1 protein-coding gene is annotated in these 1,449 nt (G+C 71.6%); it reads left to right on the top strand.

All coding sequences use genetic code 11. The features are described 5' to 3' along the window. A partial coding sequence (locus E1298_RS49140; RefSeq protein ID WP_165976001.1) for a hypothetical protein occupies window positions 1-1,449 on the top strand: 1,449 nt, incomplete at both ends.

Below are 1,449 nucleotides of genomic sequence, written 5' to 3'. Positions count from 1 at the left end.
TCCCCGTCCCGCGAGCCCGCGTACGGACGCGAGACCACCTACGAACGCGAAACACCCCAGGGCCGCGACACCCGTCCCCTGCGCCAGGCCCCCCAGACCTACGAGACCACGCAGGCATACGAACCCGCGGAAGAACGCCGTCCCGTCCAGGACCGTGACACCGCGCAGGACTACGAAACCTCCCGCGACCGCGAATCCACGCAGCTGCGCGACACGCCCCAGGACAACGAGACCGCCCAGGACCGCGAAGACGCTCGGGACCGCAGCGCCCAGGCACAAGCAGCACGACTGCGCGAAGCAACCCAGGACCGCGAAGCTGCCCGAGCCGGGGAGACCACCCAAGGACGCGCATCCACCGAAGATCACCGCACCCCGCAGCCAAGCGGGACAGCCCAGGACCGCGAGGACGCGCTAGAGCGCGACACCCACCAGGGGCGCGAAACCAACCGCGACCGGCAGACCACTCAAGGGCGCGCGCCCACTGAAGACCGTGAGACCGCCCAGGACCGCGAGGACGCGCAAGGACGCGAGGCCGCTCGCGACCGCGACACCAACCGCGACCGGCAGGCCGCTCAACGGCGCGCGTCCGCTGAAGACCGCGAGATCGCCCAGCACCGCGAACTCGCAGAAGATCGCCGCACCTCCCAACTACGCGAGTCGGACCGGGAACGCGAGACCGCCCAGGACCGCGAGGACGCGCTAGAGCGCGACACCCGCCAGGGGCGCGAATCCACCCAGGACCGGCAGGCCGCCCAAGGGCGCGCGCCCACTGAAGACCGTGAGACCGCTCAGGACCGCGAGGACGCGCAGGAGCGCGTGGGCACTCGCGAACGCGACACCCGCCAGGGGCGCGAAACCGTCCGGGACGGAGAGAGCGCTCAAGGACGCGCGTCGGCGGAAGACCGCGAGATCGCCGAAGACCACGAACTCGCAGAGGACCGCCGGACTTCCGAGCCACGCGAGACGGACCAAGGACGCGAGACCGCTCAAGGGCGTGATATCGCTCAGGACCGCGAAGCGGCTGACGGACGCGAGGCTGCGGCCAGGCGGCAGCAGGCGGCTTCCCAGGGACGCGCCCAGGACCGTGAAGACGTCCGGGAGATTGAGGACGATCAGCGGCGTGACAGCGCGCAGTCGCGTGAAGCGGAGCAGGAGCGCGACGCCGCTGACGAGCGTGAGACGGCCCTGCGGGACGAGGATGGACGGTCGCGTGAGAACGCGGAGGGCTCGGACGCGCACAGGGACGCCAGGCGCGACCTGACCGCTGACGAGTTGGAGGCAGAGGAGCGGAAGGATTCGCCTGCGGAGGACGAGGCCGCGCCGCGGAAGCCGAAACCCGCCGCAGCACAGCGGGGCACGTCCAGGACGCCGCCGAAGAAGAAGCCGGCCGGACGCCCGACCATGCCCGCCGCACAGGAAAAGCCCGTCGCCGCTCCCCCAGCCCCAGCC

This window comes from Actinomadura rubrisoli, from assembly GCF_004349215.1.
Classification (GTDB): domain Bacteria; phylum Actinomycetota; class Actinomycetes; order Streptosporangiales; family Streptosporangiaceae; genus Spirillospora; species Spirillospora rubrisoli.
This window is presented reverse-complemented; position numbering and strand designations above follow the sequence as displayed.